Source organism: Sorangium sp. So ce590 (assembly GCF_051521365.1).
In the GTDB taxonomy this organism is placed as follows: domain Bacteria; phylum Myxococcota_A; class Polyangia; order Polyangiales; family Polyangiaceae; genus Sorangium.
On record NZ_CP150346.1, the window covers coordinates 5,652,519 to 5,676,555 of the forward strand.

At 69.7% G+C, this 24,037-nt stretch carries 17 protein-coding genes; 13 read left to right on the top strand and 4 right to left on the bottom strand.

Going from position 1 to position 24,037, the window contains the following annotated elements; genetic code table 11:
- Positions 1-82: 82 nt before the first annotated feature.
- Positions 83-781 (bottom strand): hypothetical protein, encoded by a 699-nt coding sequence (locus tag WMF28_RS20955; protein ID WP_437604033.1) that lies wholly within the window; start codon positions 779-781, stop codon positions 83-85.
- A 674-nt stretch (positions 782-1,455) separates the two neighbouring features.
- Between WMF28_RS20955 and WMF28_RS20960 the strand changes: the two genes are divergently transcribed.
- From WMF28_RS20960 to WMF28_RS20990, 7 genes are all read left to right on the top strand, one after another.
- A complete protein-coding gene (locus WMF28_RS20960; protein WP_437604034.1) occupies positions 1,456-2,682 on the top strand; it encodes a FecR domain-containing protein in 1,227 nt (408 codons plus the stop codon).
- A complete protein-coding gene (locus WMF28_RS20965) occupies positions 2,679-3,416 on the top strand; it encodes a hypothetical protein (RefSeq protein ID WP_437604036.1) in 738 nt (245 codons plus the stop codon). The genes WMF28_RS20960 and WMF28_RS20965 overlap by 4 nt, the downstream gene beginning before the upstream one ends.
- Positions 3,417-4,189: 773 nt before the next feature.
- Entirely contained in the window at positions 4,190-5,173 is a 984-nt protein-coding gene (locus WMF28_RS20970; protein WP_437604037.1) for an ABC transporter substrate-binding protein, read from the top strand.
- 98 nt (positions 5,174-5,271) lie between these two features.
- On the top strand, positions 5,272-6,822 hold the full coding sequence (locus WMF28_RS20975; protein WP_437604038.1) for a sugar ABC transporter ATP-binding protein: 1,551 nt from the start codon (positions 5,272-5,274) through the stop codon (positions 6,820-6,822).
- On the top strand, positions 6,803-7,885 hold the full coding sequence (locus tag WMF28_RS20980) for an ABC transporter permease (protein WP_437604039.1): 1,083 nt from the start codon (positions 6,803-6,805) through the stop codon (positions 7,883-7,885). Before WMF28_RS20975 ends, WMF28_RS20980 begins: the two co-directional genes overlap by 20 nt.
- 2 nt (positions 7,886-7,887) lie before the next feature.
- A complete protein-coding gene (locus WMF28_RS20985; RefSeq protein WP_437604040.1) occupies positions 7,888-8,892 on the top strand; it encodes an ABC transporter permease subunit in 1,005 nt (334 codons plus the stop codon).
- A 24-nt stretch (positions 8,893-8,916) separates the two neighbouring features.
- The gene (locus WMF28_RS20990; RefSeq protein ID WP_437604041.1) at positions 8,917-9,909 is read left to right on the top strand and encodes an NAD-dependent epimerase/dehydratase family protein; all 993 of its coding nucleotides are present in this window, start codon (positions 8,917-8,919) and stop codon (positions 9,907-9,909) included.
- A gap of 161 nt (positions 9,910-10,070) precedes the next feature.
- Here the strand turns inward: WMF28_RS20990 and galK are convergent, their stop codons facing one another.
- On the bottom strand, positions 10,071-11,192 hold the full coding sequence (gene galK, locus WMF28_RS20995) for a galactokinase (RefSeq protein ID WP_437604042.1): 1,122 nt from the start codon (positions 11,190-11,192) through the stop codon (positions 10,071-10,073).
- Positions 11,193-11,484: 292 nt separating this feature from the next.
- Between galK and WMF28_RS21000 the strand changes: the two genes are divergently transcribed.
- From WMF28_RS21000 to WMF28_RS21010, 3 genes are all read left to right on the top strand, one after another.
- Positions 11,485-11,922: a CBS domain-containing protein gene (locus tag WMF28_RS21000; protein ID WP_437604043.1), complete on the top strand. Its 438-nt coding sequence runs from the start codon at positions 11,485-11,487 to the stop codon at positions 11,920-11,922.
- A gap of 244 nt (positions 11,923-12,166) precedes the next feature.
- Positions 12,167-12,382: an MbtH family protein gene (locus WMF28_RS21005; RefSeq protein WP_437604044.1), complete on the top strand. Its 216-nt coding sequence runs from the start codon at positions 12,167-12,169 to the stop codon at positions 12,380-12,382.
- Entirely contained in the window at positions 12,328-13,311 is a 984-nt protein-coding gene (locus WMF28_RS21010; protein WP_437604045.1) for a hypothetical protein, read from the top strand. Before WMF28_RS21005 ends, WMF28_RS21010 begins: the two co-directional genes overlap by 55 nt.
- A 91-nt stretch (positions 13,312-13,402) precedes the next feature.
- On the opposite strand, the gene WMF28_RS21015 is transcribed toward WMF28_RS21010, so the two are convergent.
- On the bottom strand, positions 13,403-15,787 hold the full coding sequence (locus WMF28_RS21015; protein ID WP_437604046.1) for a hypothetical protein: 2,385 nt from the start codon (positions 15,785-15,787) through the stop codon (positions 13,403-13,405).
- Between the two features lie 825 nt (positions 15,788-16,612).
- On the opposite strand from WMF28_RS21015, the gene WMF28_RS21020 reads away from it, so the two are divergent.
- From WMF28_RS21020 to WMF28_RS21030, 3 genes are all read left to right on the top strand, one after another.
- Entirely contained in the window at positions 16,613-17,134 is a 522-nt protein-coding gene (locus WMF28_RS21020) for an STAS domain-containing protein (protein ID WP_437604047.1), read from the top strand.
- Between the two features lie 139 nt (positions 17,135-17,273).
- Positions 17,274-19,007, top strand: coding sequence for a nitroreductase (locus tag WMF28_RS21025; protein ID WP_437604048.1), 1,734 nt, complete (start codon positions 17,274-17,276; stop codon positions 19,005-19,007).
- Between the two features lie 283 nt (positions 19,008-19,290).
- A complete protein-coding gene (locus WMF28_RS21030; RefSeq protein ID WP_437604049.1) occupies positions 19,291-22,023 on the top strand; it encodes a protein kinase domain-containing protein in 2,733 nt (910 codons plus the stop codon).
- A gap of 44 nt (positions 22,024-22,067) precedes the next feature.
- On the opposite strand, the gene WMF28_RS21035 is transcribed toward WMF28_RS21030, so the two are convergent.
- Complete coding sequence (locus tag WMF28_RS21035) at positions 22,068-23,999, bottom strand: DUF6345 domain-containing protein (RefSeq protein ID WP_437604285.1); 1,932 nt, start codon at positions 23,997-23,999, stop codon at positions 22,068-22,070.
- Positions 24,000-24,037: the final 38 nt, after the last annotated feature.

Consider the following 24,037-nt stretch of genomic DNA (forward strand, 5'->3'; position numbering starts at 1 on the left):
TTCACGACATCCGAAAGAACAGGCCCGCGGTGCGCTTCAACCGAGCCGGGTCGGCTTGTGCGCCGGAGGTGCGAAACTTGAGCTAAGAGGCCAGGAACACCGTCACAGCGCCCTTCTGCATCTTGCCGGAGGGATCCCTGCACTTGTCGGAAGCGCCGTCGTTGAGCTCCTTGCTGCAGACGTCATCGCAATCCCCGAGCACCTCGATGGGTGAGCAGCCCTGGATAGAGGGCCCGCACACCCGCGGGATCTGCGACGCGCCGGGGGCGACGCACGCGTAGAGCTCCTGCGGGGTCGCGAAGATGTCCCCGAAATAGGCGCCCTCGCGCTCGGTGTACTCCTCGCGCTCCTCACTCGTGCTCGCGAGCGCCTTGTCCTTCCCCCGGACCGAGATCCTGACGCTCTGGCCGAGGTAATTGACCCGGGAGATCACGCACGCGGACACCCAGGACTTGCAGTTCTCGCCGCACTCGCCGCCGTCCTTGCCCCACTCGGGCGCCAGGCCAACCGAGCCTTCGAAGGAGTAGTCGACGCCCTCGATGTTCAGATCGATGGCCTCCCCCTCGGGGAGCGCGCAGCTCACGATGGCGGACAGCAGCTGGCGGCCCAGCGGATCCGAGAGCTCCGCCATGGCAAGCCCGTTGAACGTCAGCCCGTTGAACGTCAGCCCGTTGAACGTCAGCCCGTTGAACGTCAGCCCGTTGAACGTCAGCCCGTTCCCCATGATCGCGGCCTGCTGGTCCGCTCCGAGGGTCTCCTCGGCCGTATCCTCCGGGAGCACAGCACAACCCAATGGCACGAGGGATACCGCGGTGGCGATGATGAGCGCGAGTCGTGGCGACTTTGTCATATCACTTAACAATGACCCGTCACGCACGGATATTCAACTTTTTCTTTCGAGGGCAATGCGCGCTTTTGTGCTTCTCACGAGCCTGCGCCCATCGCCCCAGGACCCCCTGGAAGGCGCAGCGGGGCACGCTATCCACCGCAACGTCGTGCCGCGTTCAACGAGGGAGCATTCAAAGGGCGACCGCTGACGACCGCTTCGAGAATATTACCGTTACGATGGAACAGCGGGCGACCCTCGTTGAATCCGGGTTGAAGCGGCGGACTCCCGATAAAATCGGTCGGCGGCGCAGCTCCTTCCTGCGGCTGGTCTCCTGGCGCTCAAGGCCTCGGCCCTCGTCCTTTGCGCGGCAGCCGGGGCGCCCTCGCGTCGCCGCCACGGAGGCTCGCCGCTGAGCACCGGCTCGCCGGCGCCAGGACACACAAGACACAGAGGGCGGACTGCGCGACGATTGTTGGACCGCGCTGGAGGGGGCCGGCCACCTTGGAGCGCCGAGAGCTCCGGCCTACCGCCAGCCCGAGGACGTCGCTCCCGCGACCTCCCATCCCCATCGCCTCTCCCGGCTCCGAAGCAAGCGGTGCGCCGCGAATGATGAAGGAGGGCTCGCGATGGCCAGCGCGCGTCTGAGTCAGGCAGGGCGTCGCGTCGCGGCGACGCTGGACGGCGCCCTCCAGCGCCGTGAGCGCCCGAGCCTCGATGAGCACGCCTCGAACCTGAGCGCGCTCCGCGCCGAGCGACGCCGCGCGGCGACGAAGCGGACGCGCGGCGCGCTCCTCGGCGCGGCCGCCATCGCCGCCGCGAGCGCGGACATTTGTCTCGTGACGCGCCCGAGCGACATGACCTTCTCGGTCGACAGCGCACACGGCGAGGAGGGCGCGTGGGTGGCCGCCGTGGGCCAGGGTGTCGCCCTTCGGTTCTCGGACGGGACGCTCGTCGATGTGCGGCCCGAGGGCCGCACCCGCGTCGTCGACGTGAGCGAGCGCGGCGCCAGCATCTTGCTGGAGCGGGGCAGCCTGTCGGCGCACGTCGTGCACCGCGAGCGGAGCGCGTGGACCGTCGTGGCGGGGCCGTTCGCGGTGCACGTCATCGGCACACGCTTCGACGCGGCCTGGGACCCGTGGAACGAGGTGCTGAGCGTCGCGCTGTCCGAGGGTCGCGTCGAGGTGACCGGGGCTTGCCGGCGCGAGCCCCGCTCCGTCGGAGCCGGCGAGGCGGTGCGCCTCTCCTGCCGCGACGTCGTCACCGACGCGAGCGACGCCCCTCGCATCGACGCGCCGGCGCCTGCTCCGACCCCGCGCGCCGCGCCCGCCGCCGCGCCATCGACGACGGCGGCGCCCGCTGCGCCGAGCGACGCGCAGGTCAGCCGGCCCAGGCCCGCTGCGTCGTGGCGCGACCTGTCGCAGGAGGGCGACTATGCGGGCGCGTTCGACGCCGCAGAGCAGCAAGGCATCGACGCCATCGCGGCGCAGGCGGGCTCCTCCGAGCTCCTCGATCTCGCCGACGTCGCGCGGTTCGCCAAGCATCCGGAGGTCGCTCGGCGGATCTACGCGAGCCTCCGAGCTCGCTTCGCCGGGACCGACAGGGCCGCGGCCGCGGCCTTCCACCTCGGTCGCATGAGCTTCGACGCCAGCACCGCCGAGGCGGAGCAGTGGTCTTCGACCTACCTCGCGGAGCGCCCGTCGGGCGCCTTCGCCCCCGAGGCGCTCGGCCGGGTGATGGAGATCCAGCACCGCGCCGGGCGGCTTGATGCCGCCCGCGCGACGGCCTCGCGCTACCTCGACGCCCATCCTCGAGGTGCCCACGCCGCGCTGGCGCGCAGCATCCTCGCGCCGTGACTCGCTCGCTCACCGCGCTCGCCTCGCTCGTCATGCTCGCCGGCCTCGCGGGCGACGCGCGCGGCCACGACGGCGGCGGGCAGGTCATCGTGATCGTCACGCGGACGGGCGGCCTGTTCTCTGCGCGCGTTCGCGCCGAGCTCGAGTCGATCGGCTTTCGCGTCGTCGTGCGCGGGGCCGTGCGCCGCGAGGTCCCCGACGGCACGATCGCCATCGCGCGGATCATCGATGGACCGCCCAGCCGCATCGAGATCAAGACGGTAGACCCCCGCTCGCAAGCGGAGGACGCGGAGATCGTGATCGACGGCGCGGGGAGCGACGTGGACGTCGGATCCGTGCAGGCCGCCGAGCGCGTCAGGGCCCACGTTCAGCCCCTCGCCGCGCGACGTGCCGAGCCGGGCGCAGCTCCGGGCGGAGCGCCCCGGGGATCGCCGATCGAGGTGTCTCCGGCCCCGGGGCCGCGACCAACGCGCACCACGGGCGCGCAGGCGAGCGAGAGAGCGCCTCGCCGGCTTCGTCACGAGGCGGGGACTCCGGTCCCCCGGAAACGGACCGCGGTCACGGCGGCCACGGGCACCCAGCTCGGGCTGTCGCTGGGTCTCGGCATCCCCATCGACGTCGGGAACGGCGGTCTCGACGGAATCGGGTCCTTCTGGTTTTCGCTGACCCCCAGGCTGCGAATCGAGCCGATCGTGAGGGTTCAACGTCGAGCCCATCGACGATGGGCTCGATGATGTGACTACCTCCGGCGGCGGCATCGGCCAAGGCGGCTCTACCAACGCATCCACCGGCGGCGGCATCGGCCAAGGTTGCTCGATGCGCCAACGCTCGTGATGCGCCGGCGGAAGCATCGCGCCAGCACGGCCTATCCAGGGCAAAGCGAAAGAATACCCGAAGCGCATATTGTGAGCGTTCACATCATCCGCGTCAATCAAGGGCCGGCGCGCGGCTATCCTCGATCCCGAGCGGGGCGCAGCGGCGGTCGGCGGCGGCGTCGTGAGCCGCCAACCAATCTCGGCTCATGCGAGCTCGTCGGTTCCTGGGGACCTGGGCGGAGCTTCTGCGCAGGACCAGCTCGGCCTCGACCACCACGCGCGGCCAGGAGCGCTGGCCGCTCTCAATCTGCCCGAGCAGGGAGATGGAGGCAGCGGCGCCCGACCTCGGAGAAGTCCTGGCAGCCGTCGATGCGCTGATCGGCTTCGAGCTCGCCGGGCGGGCCGGCGATGATCCCGGTCCGGCGCCCCGCCCCTCTTGACGCGGCGCTCCGGAGGAGCCCCGCCAGCCTCGTCCTCCCTCGGGCTCGAGGATACCCGCGGGCCGATCGATTGGAATTGACGCCGGCCATGTGATCGTTCACATTGCAGCCGAGGGTATCCTTTTGCTTCGCAAATGCGATGCAACGGCGTCCGCGCAGGGCCGGCCAGCGATCCGCGCCCCAAAGGCAGCAGGAAGAGAGAAGAGCATGGACCTCCAAAACTCCGTATCACGGAGGATGTTCCTGGCCATCTTGGGCTCAGCATCCATCGGCGCCGGCTGCTCCCGCGGGGAGAGCGACGCCGAGCGCGCCGCCCCGAAGCCGGCATCGGGCACCGATCCCGTGGGGCGGAAGCCGAAGAAGCTGTCCGAGATCGTGGTCGGCTTCTCGCAGACGGGCGCCGAGAGCTCCTGGAGGATCGCGCACAGCAAGTCGATCCAGGAGGAGGCGGCGAAGCGCAACGTGCAGCTCCTCTTCGCAGACGGCCAGAACGTGCACAACAACCAGGTCAACGCCGTCAACGGGTTCATCACCAAGGGCGTCGATGTCATCGTCATTGCGCCGCAAGAGTCCGTTGGCTGGAAGCCTACGTTGAAGGAGGCCAAGCGCGCCGGGATCCCGGTGGTGCTCACGAGCCGGGGCGCGGACGCCGACGAAGATCTGTACGAGACGGTGATGGTCGCAGACTTCGTCGGGGAGGGGCGCCGGGCGGCCGAGTGGCTCGCAAAGCAGACGAACGGCAGCGCGCGCATCATCGAGCTCGTGGGCACGCCGGCGGCGGACGTGGCGGTGATGCGCAAAGCCGGCTTCGCCGAGGCCATCGCGAAATCCCCGGACATGAAGATCATCGCGAGCCAGAGCGGTGACTTCACGCGCACCAAAGGCAAGACCGTGATGGAGACGCTGCTCTCGGCCCACAAGGGGGAGATCAACGCCGTCTACGCACACAACGACGACATGGCGCTCGGGGCGATTCAGGCGATCCAGGCGGCAGGGTTGAAGCCCGGGCAGGATATCCTGGTTGTGTCGATCGACGCCGTGAAGCCGGCCTTCGAGGCCATGATAGAGGGGAAGCTGAACGCGACGGTCGAGTGCAACCCCATGCACGGCCCCCTGCTCTTCGATACCATCGAGAAGATCGTGCGCGGCGAGACGGTGCCGAAGCGCACGATCGTCCCTGGCCAGATCTTCGAACGCGAGCAGGCAGCGACGCTCATCAGCTCGCGGCCCTACTGAGGAGGAGGCGGCGCCGGCGCGCTGCAGCGGCGGCGCAAGCCCCATCACGCTCGTGAGCCCGCTTGTCGAGCGGCCCTCACCTACGGAGTAGCAGCCGCATGCCTGGTTCGAAAGCCTTGCTCTCTGTCGAGGGCCTCAGCAAGTCGTTCCCTGGCGTTCGCGCTCTGCATGACGTGCACGTCGAGGCGCACGCGGGCGAGATCCAGGCGCTGATGGGGGAGAACGGGGCCGGCAAGTCGACGCTGATCAAGCTGCTCACTGGCGTCCATCCCCCCGACGCCGGGACCCTGCGCCTCGACGGCACGTTGATACGGCCGACCTCTCCCCGTCACGCAGAGTCGCTGGGGATCAGCGCGGTGCACCAGGAGATCAGCCTCATCCCGCAGCTCTCCATCGCGGACAACATCATGCTGGGCCGGCAGCCTCGGCGCTTCGGTCTGATCGACCAGCGCGCCGTCCGCGCGAAGGCTCGTCAGGCCCTCGCGCGCCTCTCGCTCGACCTCGACGTGTCGCGATCGGTGGCGGCGTTGCCCACCGCACTACAGCAGATGGTCGCGATCGCCCGCGCGCTCGCCGTGGACGCCCGGATCCTGATCCTGGATGAACCCACCTCCAGCCTGGATGAAGCGGAGACGCAGCGGCTCTTCGGTGTGATGCAGAGGCTGAAGGCGCAGGGGCTGGCGATGCTCTTCGTGACTCACTTCCTGGATCAAGTCTACGCGGTCAGCGACACGATCACGGTGCTCAGGAATGGCTGCTTGGTCGGGCGATACGCGAGCAGCGCGCTGCCTCGCCTGGAGCTCGTCCAGGCGATGCTGGGCGTGAAGCTCGGCGCAAGAGACAAGCCCGCGCCAGGCAGCCCTGCCGGCCCTGGAGGGGAGGCGAGCGCCGCGGAGCCGGCGCTCGCCGCGCGCGGCCTCGAACGAGAGGGGGTCATCGGGCCGATCGATCTCGCGCTGCGGCCCGGCGAGGTCGTGGGGCTGGCGGGGCTGCTCGGCTCCGGTCGAAGCGAGACCGCCAGGATGCTCTTCGGGATCGAGCCCGCCGATCGCGGTGAGCTCACGGTGGACGGCGGCGCGCTCGAGATCAAAACACCACGGCACGCGATCCGGGCGGGCCTCGCGTACTGCCCGGAGGACCGCAAGGTGGATGGCATCGTCCCGAACCTCTCCGTGCGAGAGAACCTCGTGTTGGCCTTGCAGGCCTCGCGGGGGGCGCTGCGGGTGCTCCCGCGCCACGAGCAGGATCGTCTGGTCCAGCACTACATCAACGCCCTGAGCATCAAGACACCGTCCCCGGAGACGCCCGTCAAGCTGCTATCGGGCGGCAATCAGCAGAAGGTGCTGCTCGCGCGCTGGATGGCCATGCAACCACGGGTCATGCTGCTCGACGAGCCCACGCGCGGCGTGGACATCGGCGCCAAGCTGGAGATCGAGGCGCTGGTGAAGTCGCTCAGCGAAAAGGGGGTCGCTACGCTCTTGATCTCGTCGGAGCTCGAGGAGATCGCGCGCAACTGCTCCAGGGTGGTGGTCTTGAGAGACCGAAAGCAGCAGGGCGAGCTCGCGGGAGAGTCGGTGACTCCCTCGTCGATCATCCAGGCCATTGCCCAGCAGAAGGAGGCGCCGACCGATGCACGAGAAGATCGCTGAAGCGGTGCGCACGAACGCCAACCTCACGGGCATCGGGATCATCCTCGTCACCGGCGGCGCCGGCGCCCTGCTGTTCAGGCGCGGGCGCCGCGAAGCTTGGCCTTTGCTCGGTCTCCTGGCGCTCTTTCTGTTCAATTTCATCCTGTCCAAGAACTTCTTCTCCATCGTCGAGCGAGACGGGGCTTATTACGGGACGCCCATCAACCTGCTCAACCAGGGCTCGGAGGTGATGCTCCTCGCCATCGGCCTGACCCTGGTGATCGCCGTCAGGGGCATCGACCTGTCGGTCGGCTCGGTCATGGCGCTGTCGGGCGCCACCTGCGTGATCCTGATGAAGGACGCTGGCCACGGGCCGCTCCTGGCGGCGCTCTTGTCCCTCCTGGTAGCGGGCAGCGTCGGTTTGTTCAACGGCGCGCTGGTTACGTTGCTGAACATTCAGCCCATCATCGTGACCTTGATCAGCATGGTCGGCGTTCGTGGCGTCGCCATGCTCATCACCCGCGCCGAGCCCGTGACGCACGTGGATCCGACGTTTGCGTTCATCGGCAGCGGCCACGTCGGTGGCTTGCCGTTCTCCATGTTGCTGGTGGCCGCCGTGTTCGTCGTCGCCGCGCTGCTCTCCCGGAAGACGGCGCTCGGTCTGTTCATGGAAGCGATCGGCGACAACGAGCGGGCGAGCCGCCTCGCAGGCGTCGACGACCGCCGCATCAAGCTCTGGTTGTACGGGTTCTCCGGTCTGTGCGCCGGCATCGCCGGGCTCGTGGCCGCCTCGTACATCTCCACGGCTGACCCCGATCGCGTGGGGCGCCTGCGGGAGCTGGATGCCATCTTCGCCGCGGTGATCGGTGGCACGGCGCTCACCGGTGGGCGCTTCTATCTGGGCGGTACCCTGATAGGAGCATTGTTGATCCAGACGCTCTCCATCACGATGTACATCCAGCATGTGCCCTCGGAGATCGAGCCGATGCCCAAGGCCGGCGTGATGCTGATAAGCTGTCTGCTGGTCTCGGAGGAGTCGCGCCGGCGGCTCGTCGCGCTGCTCGGCCTCAAGAGGTGGCAGTAGCGATGCACAGCTGGGATCGGCGGCATCTGCCGCTCATGGTGACTGCGGTCCTCCTGGCCGCGCTTTACTCGGGGGTGCTGGTCGGTTACGATGCGACGCGCAGCCTGCGTTTCCTTGTCGACCTGATCAAGGGTAACGCCGCGATGGGCATCTGCGCGGTCGGCATGACCTTCGTCATCCTGTCGGGCGGTATCGACCTCTCGGTCGGCTCCGTCGTCGCGCTCACGACGGTCCTCGTGGGCACGCTGGTGGCAGGTGGTTGCCATCCGCTGCTGGCGTTCTGCGTCGGCCTCGCGGTGTCGGTTTCGTTCGGCGCGATGACGGGGTACCTGATCCATCGTTTCTCGCTGCCCCCGTTCCTTGTGACGCTCGCGGGCATGTTCTTCGCGCGCGGCGCGGCGTTCCTCGTCAGCATGCAGCCCATCGGCATCGATCATCCGGCGCTGGACTGGATCGTCGATGAGCTCGGCTTCGCGATGAGGATCCCGGGCCTGGACCGAACGTGGGTCCCCGCGACGGCGCTCTTGTTCTTGATCGTCCTCGTGCTCGGCGTGATCGTTGGCCGCAGCACGAGCTTCGGCCGGAACGTCCTGGCCATCGGCGGGGACAGGCAGGCTGCCCTGCTCATGGGGGTGCCGGTGGGCGCCACGACGGTGTGCCTGTATGCGTTGAGCGGCCTGTGCGCGGGCCTCGGCGGGGTCACGACGGCGCTTGTCGACAGCGCCGGCAAGCCGAACATCGGCGCCGGCCTGGAGCTCGAGGCCATCGCCTCGGTGGTGATCGGTGGAACGCTGCTGACCGGGGGCGCTGGCAGCGTCGTCGGCACCGTGATGGGCGTGATGATCACGGGCATCGTGCGGGCGGTGATCAACCTGGATGGACGGCTGCCGTCGCCCTGGCACCACATCAGCATCGGGCTGCTGCTGCTCGGCTTCATCGTCATGCAGCAGGTCCTGATCCGCTCGGCCCCCGCAGCCAGGGGTGGTGAAGTGCGGTCTCATCGATGACGCTGGAGAGCGAGGAGCGATAGAATGAGCGAGACGAAGCGAATTCTGGTCACCGGGGCGGCGGGCAAGGTCGGCCAGACATTCATCCGCAGGTTCCTGTCGGACCCCAGGTTCGAGGCGTGGAAGGTCCGTGCGCTATGCCACAACCGCATGCTGGAGCGGACGACGCGCCTGGAGGTGGTGCGTGGGTCCATCGAGCACCGGGCCGTGGTCGACGAGGCAGCGGAGGGCGTGAGCCACGTGCTGCATCTGGCGACCAGCAAGGAGACCCCCGAGAGCGTCATGGACGTGGCCGTCAAAGGCATGTTTTGGCTGCTCGAAGCCTGCCGCGTCAGCCCTGCGTTCGAGCAATTCATCTTGATCGGGGGCGACGCCGGGATGGGCCACTTCTTTTATCCGCACCCGGTCCCCGTCACGGAGGCGCAGAGGCACAGCGCCTACCCGGGCTGTTACGCGCTGTCCAAGGTGCTCGAGGAGGTCATGCTCGAGCAGTACTACATTCAATATGGTATGAACGGATGTTGCCTGCGCGCGCCGTGGATCATGGAGAAGGACGACTTCAAGGCGCAGCTATCCTTCGGTGACGACGTGTTCGGAGGGCCGAGGTGGCGCGATCTGGTCGGCGCTGAGGCGGCAGCGGGTTACGTCCGCTCAGGCGCTGTCCCTGTGATGCTCGACCCTGACGGTAAGCCGGTGAAGCGTAACTTCGTGCATGTGGAGGATCTGGTCACCGCGATCCTCAAGGCCATCAATCATGAGAAGGCTCGCCAGCAGACCTTCAACATCTGCATGGATGAGCCGGTCGACTACGGGGAGCTGGCGCGTTATCTGGAGGCCACGCGGGGCTTGCCGAGCGTGAGGCTGAAGACGCCGTTCCATTCGACCTGGCTGGACAACTCGAAGGCGAAATTTCTGCTCGGTTGGCGGCCGCAGTACGATCTGGCGCGGCTCACGGACGCCGCCTTCGACCACGTGCGCGCGCCCGATGACCCGCGGATCACGTGGTACCCCGGCTGACGAGCGCCGCCACCGAGCCGCGGCCTAGGCCCGTGGGCCAGCCAGGAGCCGTGGCGTCCGCTCCGTGAGAAATCGCTGCTTTGTGCGGGTACCGCGCGGCTGCGCAGGACCGCGCGCCCGGCACTCGACGCCGGCCCAGCGCGCGATCCCGGAGCGCTCTTTCATGAGACGGGCCCTCCTACCAGCACCGTCGCCCGGCGGCCCGGCGTGCGCTCGTAGGCCTCCACAACCGCCCGCCCCACCCTCGCCGCGCCCCCGCGCTTCACGAGGGCCACGATCGCGCCGCCGAAGCCGCCGCCGGTCAGCCGGGCGCCGAGGACGTCCGGCTGCGCCCGCGCGCTCTCCACGAGGTCGTCGACCGCCGGCACCGACACCTCGAAGTCGTCGCGCATCGACCGGTGCGACGCGTCGAAGAGCTCGCCCAGGCGGCCGAGGTCCCCGGCGCGGAGCGCGGCCACGGCGGCGAGCACCCGGGCGTTCTCGGTCACGACGTGGCGCGCCCGCCGGTCGAGCGGCGCCGGGAGCGACGCGATGCGCGGCTCCACGGCCGCGTCGACGTCCCGGAGCTGCGGGACGCCGAGCGCCGCGGCCGCGCGCTCGCACTCCGCGCGCCGCGTCTTGTAATCGCCGCTCGCGTGCTGGTGCGCCACCCCGGAGTCCACCACGAGCAGCTCGGTCTCCGCGGGCAGCGGGATGCGCTCGAACGCGAGCGTCCTCGTGTCGATGAAGAGCGCCGTGCTCTCGTCGGCGAGGCTCGCGGCCATCTGATCCATCGTCCCGACGGGCGCGCCCACGAAGTCGTGCTCCGCCGCGTGCGCGATCCGGGCGATCTCCACGTCGTCGATGGACAGGCCGAGCATCGCGCGCAGGGCGCGGGCGAGCGCCACGAGCAGCGAGGCGCTCGACGACAGGCCGCTGCCGAGCGGCACCGTCGACTCGATCCTCGCGTCGAAGCCGGGGATCGAGGCACCCCGGCCCCGGAGGACCGCGGTGATGCCCTGCACGTAGTCGAGCCACAGGCCACGGCGCGACTCCTCGCCAGCGCGGAACGAGAGCTTGGCGCCGCCGTCCGCGCCGCCCACATTCAGCGTGACGACCTGGATGAGCCCGTCGCCCCGCGGCGCGATCTCGACGCGCGTCTTCTGCGGGATCGCCGTCGGCAGCACGTACCCGCCGCTGTAGTCCGTGTGCTCGCCGATCAGGTTCACGCGCCCCGGCGCCTCGGCGAGGACCTTCGCCGGACGGCCGAAGAGAACCTCGAAGCCTTGCCCCTTCACCGTCATCGCGGCGCACCCATTTTCATGGGCAGAAGGCAACATAGGAACGTGGCGTCCGCAAGGTCGATCCTGCTGGTTCCCGCAGCCGCCGACCGTGGCCGCGCAACCGGACGCCGCCGCGCGCGCTCCGCACGACCGCCCCCTCCCCGGTCCGCGACCCACGTCGAGGCGAGCGCGGCTGTGAAGCGCGGGAAGTCTGGCTTCCAGGTGAAAAGAACCCGAAAAATCTGCGCGCGACAACGTCCCAGCGCTCGATTTTTTGTCATGCTTCCGGCTGGCTCTGGGTAAGGAGGCGACGATGGACAGCGTCGGCGAAATCCTCAACAGGAAGGGTCGGAACGTCTACACCATCGCTCCGGAGGCGACAGTCTTCGAGGCCGTGCAGTCGATGTGCGTGCGACACGTGGGCGCGCTGCTCGTGAGCATCGACGGGTCTCCGAGCGGCATCATCAGCGAGCGGGACGTGATGACGCGGGTGATCTTGGCCTGGCGCGATCCGGCGACGACCCCGGTCGCGGAGGTGATGACCTGCGAGGTCGTCTGCGTCGAGCCGAGCACGACGGCGCGGCAGGCCATGGCGGTCATGACCGAGCGGCGCTGCCGTCACCTGCCGGTCGTCCAGGACGGGCGGGTGGTCGGGATGATCTCGATCGGCGATCTCGTGCACTGGGCGAGCCGAGAGCAAGAGGCCGAGATCAAGATGCTGACCGAGTACGTGCAGGGGGTCTACAGCTGAGCGCCCCGGCGAGTGGCCGCCTTGCATGATCTCGGCTGGCGGCTCGGACAGGGGAGTAGATCCACCGGCAATCGGCTCGCCGGCACGATGCCAGGACATGGGCATCGACCCCGGCATGACGCCGTATTGGGCCGGAGACGGCCTGATCCTGCGATGCGCGCTCCGAGATTCGGGCTCGCCTGCGCGAGCGCCGAGGTTATGGTGCGACCCCGCAGCGCAATCGGGCCGCCCCTCGGAGGTGAAGATGAGTCAGGGAGAGCGACAGGACGCAGCCACCTATCGCGTCGTCGTGGATCACGAGAAGCAGTACTCCGTGTGTCCGGTCGAGCGAGCGATCCCGCGCGGGTCGCGGGAGGCCGGCAAGCAGGGATCCATCATGGAGTGCCTCGCTTATATCGAGCAGGCATGGGAGCGCCTGCGCGCGCCGGTGGAGGGAGGCGCCCCGGCGGACGTCGCCTGAGCGCGCGCGGATTCGGCAATCCTGGCGCCGCCAGGAGGCGAGCCAGCGAGGACGGCGAGAGCGCCCTCGCCGCGCTCCGCCTGCTCGCCGGCCTCGCGGGCGACGCGCGCGGCCACGACGGCGGCGGGCAGGTCATCGTGATCGTCACGCGGGCGGGCGGCCTGTTCTCTGCGCGCGTTCGCGCCGAGCTCGAGTCGATCGGCTTTCGCGTCGTCGTGCGCGGGGCCATGCGCCGCGAGGTCCCCGACGGCACGATCGCCATCGCGCGGATCATCGATGGACCGCCCAGCCGCATCGAGATCAAGACGGTAACCCCCCTCTCACAAGCGCAGGACGCGGAGATCGTGATCGACGGCGCGGGGAGCGACGTGGACGTCGGATCCGTGCAGGCCGCCGAGCACGTAAGGGCCCACGTTCAGCCCCTCGCCGCGCGACGTGCCGAGCCGGGCGCAGCTCCGGGCGGAGCGCCCCGGGGATCGCCGATCGAGGTGCCTTCGTCCCCGTCCCCGGCGTCGGAGCCGCCCCCGGCTCCAGCCCCGACGCTGGCGCCGACGCCGCGACCGACGAGCGCCACGGGCGCACAGGCGATCGAGAGCGCGCCTCGCCGGCTTCATCACGAGGCGGGGACTCCTCCGGTCCCCCGGAGACGGACCGCGGTCACGGCGGCCACGGACAGCCAGCTCGGGCTGACGCTGGGTCTCGGCATCCCCATCGACGCCGGAAATGGCGGTCTCGACGGGATCGGGTCCTTCTGGTTTTCGCTGACCCCCAGGCTGCGAATCGAGCCGATCGTGAGGGTTCCTCTCGCGCCGATCACCCTCGATGGCCCCGGCGGGACAGCCAATCTCTACGCGGGCATGCTCGGCGTCATGGGAAACGGCACGCTCTTCGATGAAGACGCCAAGGGCGCCAAGAAATCAGCGAAATAGGAGGGAAAAAATGCGGAGACGGTCCTTCCCCTCTCAACGTGGCGGCCTTGGCGGTTTCTCTGCTGATCCGGGGCAACTTCCCGCAGTGGTGCTACTGGATCGGGAGCACGTAGTTGCCGCTGCCGCTCAGCTCGTGGCCGCCGCCCGCCGGGCACCGGCCGGCGTTGTTGTCGCCAGCGTAGCGGAGGCTGCCGCACTTGTGACACCAGCGCCACTGGCTCTGCCCGTTCCTGTCCTGCCGCGTGGCGTTGGTCGCCCACACGACGCCGCCGTTCGGCCCGTAGACGACGAGGTTGCCATCATCCGTCAGCACGAGGACGTTGTTGCCCATCGACCGGCCGCCCGTGCCCGCCGCCCACACGACGCCGCCGTTCGGCCCGTAGACGACGAGGTTGCCGTCGGACTGCATGACAAGGTGGTTCGTGCCCACCGATTTGCCGCCGGTGCCGGCTGCCCACAACACGTCGCCCCCGGCGCCGTAGACAACCAGGTTGCCGTCGCCTTGCACGACCATGGTGTAGTGTTTGTTGCGCGACTTCAGCTTCCCGTCGCTCGCAAGGGCCGCATCGGCGGTGAGCCGGTCGGGCTCGTCGCCGACGCAGAGGGAGTAGCTCTCACCGCCACCCTCGTGCGCGCCGCCGTCCGCCGGGCATCGGGTGGTGGCGAGGCCATAGAAGAGGACGCCGCACTTGCGGCACCGGCGCCAGCCCGACTGACCTTCGTACGGCGACGTGCCGTAGTAGAGGAGGTAGTCCCCGCTGCCCGTCGGATCGTGCGATACAGCCGATTGCTGGAGCGTGAGGCCCTGCTGCATCGCGCTGAGCTGGCGTCCGTGCGCGGCGCTGGTGAGGTGGAGCTGCCGTCCCACGGACGCGTCCGTCGTGAGCCACCAGCGCTCCCATGACTGGGTGTTGGCGTGGGTGTAGATGCTGCCGTCCGGCCGCGCGCCGAGGTGCAGCCCGTGCTGCGCCGAGGTCACGAACACAGCGCTGTCGGCCTGCAGCTCGATGCGCCAGCGCTCCCACGCGTCGCGGTTGGTGGTCAGGTAGACCGAGCCGTCCGAGCGCGAGCCGAGCACGCCGTCCGAGCACGTCAAGAAGATCAGCCCGCTCCCCGCGTCCTCGACGGACCATGCGCCCGCCGAGGGCTGCAACGCGAGGCTGCCCTGCGTCACGCCGAGCATCCTTCCATGCTCGGCGCTGGTGAGGCGCATCGTGCGTGCGGCGCGAGGCGGGCTCGTCGCGGGCCGCCAGCGCTCCCATGACTCTGTGTTGACGTGGGTATAGATGCTGCCGTCCGGCCGCGCGCCGAGGTGCAGCCCGTGCTGCGCCGAGGTCACGAGCACGGTGCCGTCGGTTTGCGGATCGATGCGCCAGCGCTCCCACGCGTCGCGGTTGGTGGTCAGGTAGACCGAGCCGTCCGAGCGCGAGCCGAGCACGCCGCCCGAGCACGCCAAGAAGATCAGCCCGCTCCCCGCGTCCGCGACGGACCACGGCGACCACGCCGGGCACACGCTGGGACCGGCGCCGGAGAACAGCGACTGGCAGTTGCGACACCACCTCCAGCCGCTCTGCGAGCCGGAGTAGCGAAAGCCGCTGCCCGGGCGGATGTACGACCGGCGCGCCGGCCCCTCCGGACCGACACCGCTCTTGTATTGGTCCGGGATGATCCCGAGCATGCCGCCGATCGCGGCATCCATCTTGATGAAGCTCCAGTCGGACGAGTCCAGACCGCGACCGTCGAAGTAAGTCGCCCCGGTGAACCCCGTGTCCTTCTGCTTCCCGAGGCGCCCTCCGAACTTCGCCCACCTCTCCGTGCCGATGGGGTTGCCGCTGGCGTCCAGACCGATGAGCTTCAGCTCGCTCGTCTCGAAGGGCCGCCACTGGATCCCCTCGCCCATGGACGAGCCGAAATCGGCGACGCCGGCTTGCCTGTATTCGCTGACCCAGTATTTGCCGCCGCCGCCGCCGTCCCCCCCCTCTTTGAAGGGGTTGCGCATCGAATGGCCGTTCAGGGCAGAGTAGACGACAGGGTGGCTCCCGTCCCATCGGACATCGCCCTGCGCGAACTCGCTGGCATCGCCGTGCGCATAGTAGATGAGGCGGTCGACCTCGTAGTCGCCGCCGCCCCTGGGGCGCAGCCGCACCGTGACCTCTTCGAGGTCGCCCTGGTGCTGGCCGTAGTCGTTCAGGATGCACCAGAACTCGGTGCCGACCCGGAGGGCGCGGATCGTCTGGCCGCCCTGGAAGGCGAAGAGCGACACGTACGTGATCTCGACACAATCGCCGAACTCTTGCACCGCATAGTACATCGGCGCGGTAATCCTGCCGTTCGAGAGCGGCATACCGGCGTATTGCGACGGGTTGATCTCGATGTTGACGCTGATCCGCGGATCGATGTCGAACAGCGTCCTGATGAACGTGTCGATGGTCTGATTCGGCATGGGCGGGATGACGCCGCCCTGTCCGTTGATCACCCCGCCTCCATACAGCTTTCCGCCCTGGACCAGGTGCTCGATCGAGCAGGGAAAGAACCTCTCGTTGTCGTGAAAGAAAATGACAGGACAAAAGCGTCTGACCACTTCGATGGATAGCGACATGGCACCTCTTCGAGCAGAAAAATGGCACACGGCGTGCACCTGAAACGCCGCATCAACGGATCCAAGAACACGGTTTCGGGTGACCGGTGCGTCAGATGCTCCCGGGGAACCCAGAGGGCGTGGAGGGGAGGAAAGGATATCCAGACCGGCTCTGAAATGTCAACCACGAGCGGCTCCGCCGATCCCAGCTGAGATGCGTGTCAAACGCCATCCACACCGCTCTCACGATGTGCCGAGCCAATCCCCTGGATGGGGATTCAGTCGCAGGGGAATGGAACACCAGCGCGGAATCACGAATACGGTCTTTCGATGGCGGTCGAGGTCGCGCAGCGCGCGCATGCATCTTGGCAGCCCTCGCGTCGAGCAGCGGACGCAGGTCGCGTGGGCGAGCATGGGCACGCGCCGCGCGGAGCATGTCGGCAACCAGCGCGCCAGGTGCGATGTTGCCGGAGGTGACGATGAGGCGGACGAGGCGACGGTTGGCCGGCCAGCACAAGAAACATAGCTTTCGATGTGATCCCCCACTCGCTGGCCCCCGGGAGTTTGTCGAGCCCACGGACGCTGCGCCGGACGGGGCTGGATCGTGAAAATGGCCTATCCTAGCGGCTACGAGCTAGCGCCGCGCACCGTAACGGCGAGCTCCGGACGCTGGCGTGGAACTCGTTCCACCGCTTCGGGCCGGACGGCGCGCTGATCGAGGTCGTGTTCCTGGGCATCGACGTCACGGCGCGCAAGGCGTCCGAGCTCGCGCACCAGCGCCTGCAGGAGGTGATCATCGCCATGCAGGCCGCGGCGCTCGTCGCGCCGTCCACGCCGCTGATCGCGATCGACGAGGATGTCGTGGTGATGCCGCTGATCGGGTCAATCGACGAGGCGCGGGCGCGCCAGATCATGGAGACCCTGCTGTGGGGCACCTCGCGGTCCCGGACGAGCACGGCTATCCTCGACATCACCACCGTGGTGACAGTCGACCCCCGCGTCGCCCACGCGCTGCTGCAAGCCGCCCAAGCGGCGCGCATGCTCGGCGCGCAGGTAGTCCTCACGGGCATCCGCCGCGACGTGGCGCAGACCCTGGTGAGGCAGGGGAGACCCGCCTCGAGGGCATTGTCACCCGCGGGACCCTGCAGAGCGGCATTGCGTTCGCTCTCGAGCGCGGACAAGCCGGCGCCGGGGGATGATCCGCCGCTCAGCGCCCGGCTCGACCGCCAGTCGCGCCGTCCGTAGTTGAACCCCGAGGGGGTTGCCCACGGGGACGAGGGGGACTGGCCTGACGCCGCTGCCCTCCGGGCCGTCGGACTCGAGGCAGTTCGGTCCGGTAGCGGCGCCCCGGGCCGCTGCTACCCTGGGTCCGCGGAGCGGCCCCATGTCCAGAAGCCCCGTCGAGCGCGCGCTCTCGTATCACACGCGCACGAAGCATCACCTGCGGCGTTATGCCCGCGCCCTGGGCTACCTGGACTGGAGCACGCAGCCCGATCCATTCCGCACCTTCCAGGGCGCCCCGGAGGTCCTCTTGCCGCTCCGCGCCGGCGAGGTCGCCGCGCCGTACGGGGACCTCTACCGCCCCGGCGCGGTGCCGCCCGCCGCGGTCGAGCTCGGATCGATCGCGGCCCTCTTCGAGCTCTCCCTCGGCCTCTCCGCCTGGAAGGAATACCGAGGCTCGCGCTGGGCGCTCCGGTGCAACCCCTCGAGCGGGAACCTCCACCCGACCGAGGGATACCTGCTCTCGGCCGGCGCCCCCGGCCTACCTGCGGGCCTCTATCATTACGTGAGCCGCGACCACAAGCTCGAGCGCCGGTCCACGCTGGGCGCCGGATCCGCCCGCGCGCTCTCGGAGCTCCTCCCCGCCGGCGGCTTCCTCGTGGGACTGAGCTCCGTCCACTGGCGCGAGGCGTGGAAGTACGGCGAGCGGGCGTTCCGCTATTGCCAGCACGACGCCGGTCACGCCATCGCCGCTGTCCGCTATGCCGCGGCCGCGCTCGGCTGGTCCGCCGTGCTGCTCGACGACCTCGGCGATCCCGAGCTGTCCGCGCTGCTCGGCCTCGATCGGGACGCGGACTTCGCGGGGATCGCGGCGGCGGATCGCGAGCACCCGGACGCCGCGTTGCTCCTCGTGCCCACCGCGCCGCTGCGACGGGAGGAGGCGCTCTCGGCCGCCCGCGCGGCCTCCGCGCGCGCGGCCGAGCTGACCCGCCTCGCCGGCGAGGGCGCGTGGGCCGGACGGGCGAACGCGCTGAGCCCGAGCCACGTCGACTGGGAGGTCATCGAGGACGTCGCCCAGGCCACCTGGAAGGCCCACACGGAGGACCCGGCCGCCGTCCTGGAGAGCGCGCTGCCTCCATTGCCTGACGTCGGCGGAGGCGCCCTGGCGTCCGAGATCATCCGGACGCGGCGGAGCGCCTCCGCGTACGACGGCCGCACGTCGATCGGCGCCGAGACGTTCTACGCCATGCTCGACCACCTCCTCCCCCGCCCCGGCGTGCCCCCGTGGGACGCGCTCCCGTGGGCGCCGCGGGTGCACGCGATCGTCTTCGTGCACCGCGTCCGCGGCCTCGCCCCGGGCCTCTACGCGCTAGAGCGGTCAGAGGACGCGCACGCGCGGCTCAAGGCCGCGCTCGCGCACCCCTTCGCGTGGGAAAAGCCGGAGGGGTGTCCGGGTCACCTGCGGCTCTATCGCCTCTCCGAGGCCGATCTCCGGAGCGCGGCGCAGATCGTGAGCTGTCATCAGGAGATCGCCGCCGAAGGCGCGTTCAGCCTCGGGATGATCGCCGATCTCGGCGCCACGCTCCGGGAGCGCGGCGCGCCGTCGTACCGCCGGCTCTTCTGGGAGGCCGGCGTCCTCGGCCACGCGCTGTACCTCGAGGCCGAGGCCGCGCGGGACAGCGGCGGCCGGGTGCGCGCGACAGGCATCGGCTGCTACTTCGACGATGTCTTTCACGAGCTGTGCGGCATCGCCGGCGACGACTTCCAGAGCCTCTATCACTTCACCGTCGGCGGCCCCCTCGAGGACACGCGCCTGACGACGCTCGCCCCCTACGAGCACCTCGATCGAGAGCGCACGGCTCCCCGCGTCCCCTCCCCCGGCGCACCGCCCACGTGAAAAATGACGACCACACAACAAGGCCGCAAACCGGCTTCGAATTCGTGATGTCAACTCGGTCGCATCGCCCCATGAACCCATCGATGCCACGACCTCAACCGGCTGAGGGCGGGCGGGTGAAGCACGCGCAGCACATGCAAGGCGTGAAACGTGCTCGATCGACCCAACCCGCGGAGGCGTTCGCCTCTGTGGCGGGGGCCGGCGGCGTTGACAGGGATATCGGTCTTTGCTCCTATGGCCAATCCACTCGGAGCGGCGCGCGCGTCTGAGGACGGCCGGGGGCATGGTGGGCACGGGTCAAGACATCGCGGACGCGGAGCCGACCCAGACGGCGATCATGGGCAAGTACCGGCCGATCGCGAAGCTCGGCCGGGGTGGGATGGGGGACGTGTTCCTGGCGAGCGCGCGGGGGCCGGGGTCGTTCAACAAGCTCGTCGTCGTCAAGCGCCACCGCGGCGTGGGCGGAGACGACGAGAAGGTCGTCAGCATGTTCCTCGACGAGGCGAAGCTGTCGGCGCGCCTCAACCACCCCAACATCGTCCAGACCTACGAGGTGGGCATGGACGAGACCGGCTACTTCACCGTGATGGAGTATCTGGAGGGCCAGCCGCTCAACGGGATCATGAAGGCGGTGGCCCAGGGAGAGCCGGGCGCGGCAGGCTTCACGCGCGGCGTCTGTGTCCGGATCGTGGCCGACATGCTGAGCGGCCTCCATTACGCGCACGAGCTCTGCGATTACGACGGCACGCCGCTCGGCATCGTCCACCGCGACGTCTCCCCGCACAACATCTTCGTCACGTACGACGGCGCGGTGAAGCTCCTCGACTTCGGCATCGCCAAGGCGTCCATCAACACGAACCACACCGAGACCGGGAAGCTGAAGGGCAAGACGTCCTACATGGCGCCCGAGCAGGCCGTCGACAGCGCGGGGATCGACCGGCGGGCCGACATCTTCGTGGCCGGGATCGTGCTCTGGGAGCTCCTCACGCGGGAGCGGCTCTTCGGGGGCGACCCCGTGAGCGCGCTCTGGAAGCTGGCGGCCGTGGACGAGATCCAGCGGCCCTCGCTCGTCCACCCGGACATCCCGCCGGCGCTCGACGCCATCGTCGCGAGGGCGCTCGAGCGCGACCCGGCGAAGCGGTTCGCGACCGCGCAGGAGATGCGCGCGGCGCTCGAGGACTACCTGCATGGGACGGGCGAGGACGCGGGGTCGGACGAGATCGGCGCCACGATGCTGGGCATGTTCGCGGAGCGCCGCGCCAGCATGCAGCGGCAGGTCAAGGCGTACATCGAGCAGAGCGCGAGCCGTCCGAGCGTGCTCCTCTCGCCCGGCCTCTCCCGCGCGAGCTCGATCGAGGGCGCAGACGGAGGGCGCCTCCAGGCCATGCCCCCCCTCGATGAGGAGCTCGGGCAGAGGACCCCTGGGCCGCCTGGCCAGCGGCGCGCCACGTCCGACTCGACGAGCCTCAAGTCGACCCTCCCCACGGCCGCCGCGCCTCAACAGCGCAGCTACCTGATCGGGGCGCTCGGCGTGGCCGCCCTGATCGCCGCGGTGGCGATCTCCGCGCGCCGCCCGGAAGGGCAGGCGCGCTCGGCCGGCTCCGGGGCGGCCGTGCTCGCCGGGTCGACCGCCGCCGGATCCGCCGCGGCCGCGGGCGCTGGCTGCACGGGGGCGCTCCGCATCCGGATCACGACGGGCGAGACAGGGCCGACCGCCGACGTCGCGCCGGCGTACAAATACGGAGTCTACGACTACCTGCGTCACCTCAACGACAGTCAGGGAGGGCTCCGTGGCTGTCCCATCGACGTCGACATGAAAGACGCGCAGTACAACCCGGCCATGACGGAGGAGGCCATCGAGGCGTGGCGGCGGGAGCCGGCGTGGAGCGAGGTCTCCACGCTGTTCATCTTCGGCACCGGACCGACCACCCGCGTCGCGCCGAAGCTCGCGGAGGAGAAGAAGCTCATCATCCCCGGCTCGTACGCCGGCTCGCTCGCCACGCCGGTGCCGATCTCGGCGGACGTGCGCTACGCCGAGTTCAACGCTCTCGGACACAGCCTCTCGGCGACCGAGCACAAGACGAGCCCCGGCTATCCGTACATCTTTTTCCCGGCCACGGACTACTCGACCGGGATCCGCATCGGGATGAAGGCCGCCTGGAAGATCGCGCCCGGGCGCATCGCGATGGTGCATGACACCATCGACAGGTGTCTTTACTGCGTCGATCCGCTCGCGGCGGGCAAGTCGTACGTGGAGCACCTGCCTGGCATGCTGCTCGGCGAGGATCTCCTCGTTCCCCAGACGTCCTCCCCCGACGACGAGGGGCTCATCGTCGACGCGGTGACCCGCTACGTGAAGAGAGAGATCGAGAAGAAGAAGGCGGACCCGTCCTACGTCCCGGCGAGCTGGTTCTGGGCCGGCAACACCGTCCTCTCTTCGGCCTTCGTCGGGAAGGGCGCCGCCGCCGCGCAGAAGCTCGTCGATCGGGCGTTCCCGGGGAAGGAGCGCTGGCAGCTGCGCGTGATGGCGAACAACTGGGGCATCGGCGAGCGGACGCTGACGATCTGCGGGGCCGACTGCGCTGGCATCTTCTACGGCCTGTTCCCCGTCCCGATCTACGGTGACACCCAGCATTCGAGCGGGATGGCGGCGATGCTGCGGATCCACCGGGCGTACCGGGAGAAGGACGACCACCCGCTCGGCCGGTATCAGGACCAGTTCTACGTCCAGGGCCACGCGGCGGCGCTCATGTGGCGCAAGGCCGTCGAGCGGGCCGTCGACGCGGGGCACGAGCGGCCGACGGGAGAGGACCTGAAGAACGCGCTCGAGTCGTTCCAGAACGTGGTGCTCGACGGGATGACGGCCGGGCCGATCTCGTTCAGCCCGACCGACCATCGACCTCAGTCGAACGAGTCGGTGTACGCGATCCGCGCGAGCGGGGATGCGGGGGGCGTGGCGTTCCGGTTCGTGGACTACTATTCCATCGAGCTCGATTCGACGTGGCGTGGCTACTGAGCCGAGCCGGCGGGATCCAGGGATGAGCCTGGACGACGCGGCGCTCAGGTAGGTCCGGCGATCCGCCAGAACCCGATCCTCGCGGCGCCCCGGAGGTCCGGGCCGACCGGGCCCTTGCCCCAGAAGTGATCATCGTAGTTGGGGAGAGTCCAGTCCGCACCATAGACCCCCATCACGGCGTAGGTCACCTTGTCGTCGGGCTGGATCTCGATCGCCGTCGTCGCCCACGCCTGCCGCACCGGCGCCGGGCTCTTGTCGTCGAGCAGGTAGCTCGCGAACAGGGAGCCCTCGGTCGTGTCGTCGAACGACTCGGTCGCATAGCCGAGCAGGAGGTGGAGGCCGTCGAACGCGCCCGACCACCGGAGACGCCAGGCGCCCGCGTCGTCCTGCAGCGGGCCGCAGGCGGCGACCACCATCCACTCCAGGTTGGAGTTGCCCCAGTGAGCGTCGCTGAAGTGCAGGAACCGATCGCTCATGGCGCTGCAGAACATGAACCCGACGCCGTTCGCGTGCCCCGTATAGAACGTGAGATCGACCGAGTCCGCGTACGACGCGTCCTGGCCCCCCAGCGCCGGATCCTTGAAATCGACCTCCCACGCGCGGAGCTCACCCCAGTTGAAGCGCTGCTGGACCCCCCCCTCCCGGAAGGTCTTCAGGAGCCCGTCGACGTTCGCCGCCGAATGATCGAGGCCGCCGCAGAGCCCGACCCACTCGGCGCCGACCATGGCGCGGCCCTCGTCGCCCGGAGACGACGGGGAGGGGCTCGGCGACGGGGGCGGGCTCGGCGCCGCGGGCCCCGCCGTGCGCGCGAACGAGAGCGGCCGCGCCGCCGTCGCGACAAGACCGTCGGCGTCCGTGACATAGAGAGAGAGCGTCTCCGTCTCGCCGCGAAAGCCCGAGCCGCCCCGCGCCATCCGCACCGCCCTGCCGTCTGCGTCCGCAGGGGCGAGCGAGCGCGCCGAGGATACCCACCTGTACGTGTAGGGAGCAGTGCCCCCGGTGACGCTCGCCTCCGCGGAGACGGCCTCGCCGTCCACACGCACGGTGATCGCGGCCCTCGGAGCGTCGACGACGGCCGGGACGATCACCTTGCGGACGTCCACCACCTCACCGCCGACGCGCCGCCTGGCGCTGCACACGAAATGGGGGAGGATCCGCCGCACCTCGCGGGAGAGCGGCGGCGCGTAATAGACGAGCTCCGGCTCGGCCGCGATCACCGCGCCGCCGCCCAGCGCGCGGGCGCACAGCGCCGGGGCCTCGGAGGCCGGGACAATCGCGACGTCCTCGCCGCGCTCGAGGTCGCGACGCGCGTAGATCAGGTGGGTCACGGCGCCCTGGGCGTCGAACGTCACCCGGACCTTGGCGCCGGGGCCGATCAGCCGGAGCCCCTCGGCCTGCTCGCGAAAGCTCACCTGCGTGTCGAGCTCGGCCCGCGCCACGTAGCGCCCCTCGACGTCGATCGCCTCGAAGAGCGAGTGGCCCACGGCGATGTCGCGCCCGACGGGCAGGCGCGCGCCCTCCAGCGCGGCCCACGCCCGCGCCGCAGCGTCCGGCTCCGGGACGACGCGCAGCGCCGCGAGCGCCTCGAAATCCAGGGCGTCATCGCCCGGCGCCGTGGCGAAGCCGCGCTCGTCGCGGAACCCGGGCGCGGGCGGGCCGGCCTTCGTCGTGGGCAAGCGCTGGAACCGCGCGCGATCGAGGTAGCGAATCGCGCCGTCGGCCCCGATCGAGGCGCCGCCCCGGAAGTTCTCCTCCGCGAGCCCGAGCGCGCCGGCGAGCGCGGACGCCCGCGCGACATCGGCGCTCCGGCCGATCACGCGGTAAGCGGGCAGGAAGCTCGCCCTCGCCCACGCCCGCGTCAGAGCGGGCGCCGTGCCGGACGCACCGTCACCGGCGCTCTCCGGGAGATCCTCGCCGGCGTCGCGGCCGCTGCACCCGGCGACGCCGAGGGTCATGAGGAGAAAGATGCCCAACACCCCACCCGGTGATCTCTTCACGAAAGTCCCCCTTTCCC